The following is a 6,356-nucleotide window of genomic DNA, read 5'->3' on the forward strand; positions in this document are numbered from 1 at the left end:
TCGAAATTTCCGCTCGCGGCGCCCGAACCCGGGCAGCCGTTTGATCATTTCATCAAATGCGCGCTGCCGGGTTGCTCAAATGATGAAGAGGGCCGCCGAATCTGGGGTTCAGCGCTATCGCCCGGGCGCGGTTTCGATTCTGGTTAACCGCCATTGTGGATCGCGAATTTGAACTTTGCGTCAGGGCTTTCCCTGAATTATCGAGATTTTTTGCCGAACCGGCCGCGCGTGGCACGGATGCTGCATTGAAGGACGGCATGGAGGCGACACCGGACATGAATCCAACCGACACCGATCTTTTCCCGCTCGACCCGGGCCGCAAATGCGTCCGCGTGACCGGCACGAACACCCGCGGCTTCGTCGAATTCGAGTTTTCGATCGGCGGCGCGCCGGAGTTGTGCGTCGAGCTGACGTTGCCTCCTGCCGCCTTCGACGCGTTCTGCCGCGAACAGCAGGTCACGCGGCTGGACGTCGAAGCGAACCCATGACCTTGAGGAGCAAGAAGTGACCATCGAGCTGAAGACAGTCGACATCAAGCCGCTCCGGCACACCTTTGCGCACGTGGCGCAGAACATCGGCGGCGACAAGACGGCGACGCGCTACCAGGAAGGCATGATGGGCGCGCAGCCCCAGGCGAACTTCCATTACCGCCCGACGTGGGATCCCGATTACGAGATCTTCGACGCGTCGCGTTCGGCGATCCGGATGGCGAACTGGTACGCGCTGAAGGACCCGCGCCAGTTCTACTACGCGTCGTGGGCGACCACGCGGGCGCGCCAGCAGGACACGATGGAAGCGAACTTCGAGTTCGTCGAGTCGCGCCGGATGATCGGCCTGATGCGCGACGACGTCGCCGCGCATGCGCTCGACGTGCTGGTGCCGCTGCGCCACGCGGCCTGGGGCGCGAACATGAACAACGCGCAGGTCTGCGCGCTCGGCTACGGCACCGCGTTCACGGCGCCCGCGATGTTTCATGCGATGGACAACCTCGGGGTCGCGCAATACCTCACGCGGCTCGCGCTCGCGATGGCCGAGCCCGATGTGCTCGACACCGCCAAGGCGGCGTGGACGACCGGCGCCGCGTGGCAGCCGCTGCGGCGTTATGTCGAGGACACGCTGGTGGTTGCCGATCCGGTCGAACTGTTCGTCGCGCAGAACCTGGCGCTCGACGGGCTGCTTTACCCGCTCGTGTACGACCGCTTCGTCGACGAGCGGATCGCGCTCGCGGGCGGCTCGGCGGTGGCGATGCTGACCGCGTTCATGCCGGAATGGCACACCGAATCGAACCGCTGGATCGATGCCGTTGTAAAGACGATGGCGTCCGAATCCGACGACAACCGCGCGCTGCTGGCACGCTGGACGCGCGACTGGTCCGAGCGGGCCGACGCGGCGCTCGCGCCGGTGGCGACGCTGGCGCTGCAGGACGACGGCCGCGCCGCGCTCGACGAAGCGCGAGAACAGCTCCACACGCGTGTCGCGAAGCTCGGCATCGCGCTCTGAGCCCGGGCCGCCCAACTTTCATCCAGGAAACCAGCATGTCCAACGTATTCATCGCCTTTCAGGCCAATGAGGAGTCCAGACCGATCGTCGAGGCGATCGTCGCGGACAACCCGCTCGCGACGGTGGTCGAGTCGCCCGGCATGGTCAAGATCGATTCGCCCGACCGGCTGACGATCCGCCGCGAAACGATCGAGGAACTCACCGGCACGCGTTTCGACCTGCAGCAACTGCAGGTGAACCTGATCACGCTGTCCGGCCATATCGACGAGGACGACGACCAGTTCACGCTGAGCTGGTCGCACTGAACGCCGCGCCACGCGCACCGACAACACCGGAGACACGAATGGACACGCCTACGCTCAAGAAAAAACTCGGCCTGAAGGACCGCTACGCGGCGATGACGCGCGGCCTCGGCTGGGAAACGACCTACCAGCCGATGGACAAGGTCTTCCCGTACGACCGCTACGAGGGCATCAAGATCCACGACTGGGACAAATGGGTCGACCCGTTCCGCCTGACGATGGACGCGTACTGGAAATACCAGGGCGAGAAGGAAAAGAAGCTGTACGCGGTGATCGACGCGTTCACGCAGAACAACGCGTTCCTCGGCGTGACCGATGCGCGCTACATCAACGCGCTGAAGCTGTTCATCCAGGGCGTGACGCCGCTCGAATACCTCGCGCATCGCGGCTTCGCGCACGTCGGCCGGCACTTCACCGGCGAGGGGGCGCGCATCGCGTGCCAGATGCAGTCGATCGACGAATTGCGGCACTACCAGACCGAAACGCACGCGATGTCGACGTACAACAAGTTCTTCAACGGGTTCCATCACTCGAACCACTGGTTCGATCGCGTCTGGTATCTGTCGGTGCCGAAGTCGTTCTTCGAGGATGCGTACTCGTCGGGGCCGTTCGAATTCCTGACCGCCGTGAGCTTCTCGTTCGAATACGTGCTGACGAACCTGCTGTTCGTGCCGTTCATGTCGGGTGCGGCCTACAACGGCGACATGTCGACCGTCACGTTCGGTTTCTCCGCGCAGTCGGACGAATCGCGCCACATGACGCTCGGCATCGAGTGCATCAAGTTCCTGCTCGAGCAGGACCCGGGCAACGTGCCGATCGTGCAGCGCTGGATCGACAAGTGGTTCTGGCGCGGCTACCGGCTGCTGACGCTCGTCGCGATGATGATGGACTACATGCAGCCGAAGCGCGTGATGAGCTGGCGCGAATCGTGGGAGATGTACGCGGAGCAGAACGGCGGCGCGCTGTTCAAGGATCTCGCGCGCTACGGCATTCGCGAGCCGAAGGGCTGGCAGGACGCGTGCGAAGGCAAGGACCACATCAGCCACCAGGCATGGTCGACGTTCTACGGCTTCAACGCGGCATCCGCGTTCCACACCTGGGTGCCGACGGAAGACGAGATGACCTGGCTGGCGGCGAAATATCCCGACTCGTTCGACCGCTACTACCGCCCGCGCTTCGACCACTGGGGTGAACAGGCGAAAGCCGGCAACCGCTTCTACATGAAGACGCTGCCGATGCTGTGCCAGACCTGCCAGATCCCGATGCTGTTCACCGAGCGCGGCAACCCGCGCAAGATCGGCGCACGCGAATCGGACTACCTCGGCAACAAGTTCCATTTCTGCAGCGATCACTGCAAGGAAATCTTCGATCACGAGCCGCAGAAGTACGTGCAGGCGTGGCTGCCCGTGCACCAGATCCACCAGGGCAACTGCTTCCCGCCCGATGCGGACCCGAGCGCGGAAGGCTTCGATCCGCTCGCCGCCGTACTCGACTACTACGCGGTGGGCATGGGTCGCGACAACCTCGATTTCGAGGGCTCCGAAGACCAGAAGAACTTCGCGGCATGGCGTGGCCAGGCAACGAGCAACTGATCGATCCGCATCCCCTACGCAACTTGAACGAGACCGGCGCACGCGCGCATGCGCGAACGCCGGCCGACAGGAGACAAGCATGGCCGTCATCGCGCTCAAACCCTACGACTTCCCGATCAAGGATGAGGTCGGGAAGTTTCCGGCACCGTTGCTTTACGTGTGCTGGGAAGACCACCTGATGTTCCCGGCGCCGTTCTGCCTGCCGCTGCCGCCGGACCTGCCGTTCGGCGCGCTCGCACGCGACGTGCTGCCGCCCGTCTACGGCTACCACCCGGACTTCGCGAAGATCGACTGGAATCGCGTCGAGTGGTTCCGTTCCGGCGAGCCGTGGGCGCCGGACGCGGCAAAGAGCCTGGCCGGCAACGGCCTCGGGCACAAGGACCTGATCAGCTTCCGCACACCGGGCCTCGACGGCCTCGGCGGCGCGAGCTTCTGACCGCAAGCGCGGACGGACGAACCATCATGAGCCACCAACTTACCATCGAGCCGCTGGGCGTCACGATCGAGGTCGAGGAAGGACAGACGATGCTCGACGCGGCGCTGCGCCAGGGCATCTACATTCCGCATGCGTGCTGTCACGGGCTGTGCGGCACCTGCAAGGTCGCGGTGCTCGACGGCGAGACCGACCTCGGCGACGCGAACCCGTTCGCGCTGATGGACTTCGAGCGCGAGGAAGGCAAGGCGCTCGCGTGCTGTGCGACGTTGCAGGCCGACACCGTGATCGAGGCCGACGTCGACGAGGAGCCGGACGCGGAGATCATCCCCGTCAAGGACTTCGCGGCAGACGTCACGCACATCGAGCAGCTCACACCGACCATCAAGTCGATCCGCCTGAAGCTGTCGCAACCGATCCATTTCCAGGCCGGCCAGTACGTGCAGCTCGAGATTCCGGGGCTCGGGCAGAGCCGTGCGTTCTCGATCGCGAATTCGCCGGCCGACGTGGCCGCCACCGGCGAGATCGAGCTGAACGTGCGGCAGGTGCCGGGCGGTCTCGGCACCGGCTACCTGCACGAGCAACTGGCGGCGGGCGACCGCGTGCGGCTGTCGGGCCCGTACGGCCGCTTCTTCGTGCGCCGCTCGGCCGCGTTGCCGATGATCTTCATGGCCGGCGGATCGGGCCTGTCGAGCCCGCGCTCGATGATCGCGGACCTGCTCGACGGCGGCGTCACCGCGCCGATCACGCTGGTCTACGGCCAGCGCAACGCGAAGGAACTCTATTACCACGACGAATTCCGCGCGCTCGCCGAGCGCTACCCGAACTTCACGTACGTGCCGGCGTTGTCCGAAGGCGCGGCGGATGCCGGTGGCGGAATCGCGCAGGGGTTCGTGCACGACGTCGCGAACGCGCATTTCGACGGCGACTTCTCCGGCCACCAGGCGTACCTGTGCGGGCCGCCCGCGATGATCGACGCCTGCATCACCGCGCTGATGAAGGGCCGCCTGTTCGAGCGCGACATCTATCACGAGAAGTTCATCTCGGCGGCCGACGCGCAACAGACGCGCAGTCCGCTGTTCCGGCGGGTGTGACATGGACGCGGGCCGCGTGTGCGCCACGGTGACGATCGCGCAGACCGACGAGCGCTATGCGTGCGCGTCCGGCGAATCGCTGCTGGCCGGGATGGCGAAGCTCGGCCGGCGCGGCATTCCGGTCGGGTGCCTGAACGGCGGGTGCGGCGTGTGCAAGGTGCGCGTGCTGCGCGGCGTCGTGCATCGGCTCGGGCCGATCAGCCGCGCGCACGTGAGCGCCGACGAGGAGCGCGACGGCTATGCGCTCGCGTGCCGCGTCGCGCCGGACGGCGACGTCGAGCTGGAAGTGGCGGGCCGGCTGAAAAAACCGTTTTTCTGCGGCTCGGCCTGCGCCGGGGCGCCGGTATTCAACAAGTAACCAGGAGGAGACTCACCATGGGTGTGATGCGTATTGGTCATGTCAATCTGAAGGTGATGGACATGGAAGCGGCGCTGCGTCACTACGTGCGCGTGCTCGGCATGCAGGAGACGATGCGCGACGCGGCCGGCAACGTCTACCTGAAATGCTGGGACGAATGGGACCGGTATTCGCTGATCCTGTCGTCGTCCGATCAGGCGGGGCTCAAGCATGCGGCGTACAAGGTCGAGCACGACGCCGATCTCGACGCGTTGCAGCAGCGTATCGAGGCGTATGGCATCCGGACCGAGATGCTGCCCGACGGCGCGCTGCCGGCGGTGGGCCGCCAGTTGCGATTCCTGCTGCCGAGCGGGCACGAGCTGCGCCTGTTCGCGCAGAAGGAGCAGGTCGGCACCGCGGTCGGCTCGCTGAATCCCGATCCGTGGCCCGACGACATTCCGGGCTCGGCCGTGCACTGGCTCGATCACTGCCTGCTGATGTGCGAGATGAACCCGGAAGCCGGCGTGAACCGCGTCGAGGAGAACACGCGCTTCATGGCCGAGTGTCTCGACTTCCACCTGGCCGAGCAGGTCATGGTCGGCCCGGGCAACACGATCCAGGCCGCGACGTGGATGTTCCGCAGCTCGACGCCGCACGACATCGCGTTCGTCGGTGGCCCGCGCAACGGGCTGCATCACATCGCGTTCTTCCTCGACGACTGGGCCGACGTGCTGAAGTCGGCCGACGTGATGGCGAAGAACAAGGTGAAGATCGACGTCGCGCCCACGCGGCACGGCATCACGCGCGGCACGACCATCTATTTCTTCGATCCGAGCGGCAACCGCAACGAGACCTTCGCGGGGCTCGGCTATCTCGCGCAGCCCGACCGCCCGGTCACGACCTGGACCGAAGACGAGCTCGGGCGCGGGATCTTCTTCCATTCCGGTGAGCTGAACGAAGCGTTCACGACCGTCTACACCTGACACGCACAGGAGCACACCGCCATGGCTTGCAACGATTCGACCCGCAGCGTCGTCACGCGCACGATCGACTGGCCCGCCGCGGCGCGCGCCGCGCAGGCGGCGGCAGCGGCCGCCG

Annotated in this window: 8 protein-coding genes; all 8 read left to right on the forward strand. The window is 65.6% G+C overall.

What is annotated here, in order from left to right; translation table 11 throughout:
• Positions 1-155: 155 nt before the first annotated feature.
• The 8 genes from G3O00_RS12345 (at position 156) to G3O00_RS12380 (ending at position 6,241) form a co-directional block, all read left to right on the forward strand.
• A complete protein-coding gene (locus tag G3O00_RS12345; RefSeq protein ID WP_346778968.1) occupies positions 156-488 on the forward strand; it encodes a phenol hydroxylase subunit in 333 nt (110 codons plus the stop codon).
• Between the two features lie 16 nt (positions 489-504).
• Positions 505-1,500, forward strand: coding sequence for a phenol hydroxylase (locus tag G3O00_RS12350; protein WP_206143093.1), 996 nt, complete (start codon positions 505-507; stop codon positions 1,498-1,500).
• 35 nt (positions 1,501-1,535) lie between these two features.
• Positions 1,536-1,805 carry an MmoB/DmpM family protein gene (locus G3O00_RS12355; RefSeq protein ID WP_059684923.1) on the forward strand — a complete coding sequence of 90 codons (270 nt, stop codon included), beginning with the start codon at positions 1,536-1,538 and terminating at the stop codon, positions 1,803-1,805.
• A 38-nt stretch (positions 1,806-1,843) separates the two neighbouring features.
• Entirely contained in the window at positions 1,844-3,394 is a 1,551-nt protein-coding gene (locus G3O00_RS12360; RefSeq protein ID WP_206143094.1) for an aromatic/alkene/methane monooxygenase hydroxylase/oxygenase subunit alpha, read from the forward strand.
• Positions 3,395-3,473: 79 nt separating this feature from the next.
• Positions 3,474-3,830: a phenol hydroxylase subunit P4 gene (locus tag G3O00_RS12365; RefSeq protein WP_206143095.1), complete on the forward strand. Its 357-nt coding sequence runs from the start codon at positions 3,474-3,476 to the stop codon at positions 3,828-3,830.
• A 26-nt stretch (positions 3,831-3,856) separates the two neighbouring features.
• Positions 3,857-4,921, forward strand: a complete 1,065-nt coding sequence (locus G3O00_RS12370) for a 2Fe-2S iron-sulfur cluster binding domain-containing protein (protein WP_206143096.1) — start codon at positions 3,857-3,859, stop codon at positions 4,919-4,921.
• Position 4,922: 1 nt separating this feature from the next.
• Complete coding sequence (locus G3O00_RS12375; RefSeq protein ID WP_206143097.1) at positions 4,923-5,279, forward strand: 2Fe-2S iron-sulfur cluster-binding protein; 357 nt, start codon at positions 4,923-4,925, stop codon at positions 5,277-5,279.
• Between the two features lie 17 nt (positions 5,280-5,296).
• Entirely contained in the window at positions 5,297-6,241 is a 945-nt protein-coding gene (locus G3O00_RS12380; protein ID WP_206143098.1) for a catechol 2,3-dioxygenase, read from the forward strand.
• The last annotated feature ends 115 nt before the right edge of the window (positions 6,242-6,356 follow it).

Source organism: Burkholderia sp. Ac-20384, assembly GCF_017104605.1.
In the GTDB taxonomy this organism is placed as follows: domain Bacteria; phylum Pseudomonadota; class Gammaproteobacteria; order Burkholderiales; family Burkholderiaceae; genus Burkholderia; species Burkholderia lata.